Below are 504 nucleotides of genomic sequence, written 5' to 3'. Positions count from 1 at the left end.
GGCCTCCTCGGCGCGTCCGGGGCCGGCGGCGGGTCGGGGGTGCGGCGGGGGCATGCGGTGTCCATCGGTCGGCGGCAGGGAGACGATCAGCCTACGTCCTGCCCGCCGGGCCCGCTCGCGCCCCTCCGCAGCGCTCCGGCGAGGACCCGCGAGCGGGCCTCGGCGGACCGGGTCAGTAGGCCTGCTGGGACGGGTCCACCTGCTCGATCCACGCCAGCACCCCGCCCTCGAGGTGCGCGACGTCGGTGCGGCCCGCGGCGCGCAGGAGGTGCAGGGCCCGTTCGGAGCGCGCCCCGGCCTTGCAGTGCAGCAGCACCCGGCGGCCCGGGGCGATCCGGGCGAGGGCCTCCCCGGACTCGAACTGGTCCAGCGGGAGCAGCCGTGCCCCGGGGATCGCCGCGAGCCGGGCCTCGTAGGGCTCCCGGACGTCGACGAGCTCGAAGTCCGCGGCGCCGCGCTCCCGGGCCGCCAGCAGCTCCGCGAGCTCGGGGGCCGTCACGGTGG

1 protein-coding gene is annotated in these 504 nt (G+C 79.2%); it reads right to left on the bottom strand.

The genetic code is table 11. The annotated features are described in order from the left end of the window. Window positions 1-172: 172 nt before the first annotated feature. The coding region (locus CRM73_RS19500; protein ID WP_255663091.1) for a rhodanese-like domain-containing protein at window positions 173-504 on the bottom strand (332 nt) is incomplete at its 5' end.

This window comes from Kocuria sp. CCUG 69068 (genome assembly GCF_020833785.1).
Taxonomy (GTDB): domain Bacteria; phylum Actinomycetota; class Actinomycetes; order Actinomycetales; family Micrococcaceae; genus Kocuria; species Kocuria rosea.
This window is presented reverse-complemented; position numbering and strand designations above follow the sequence as displayed.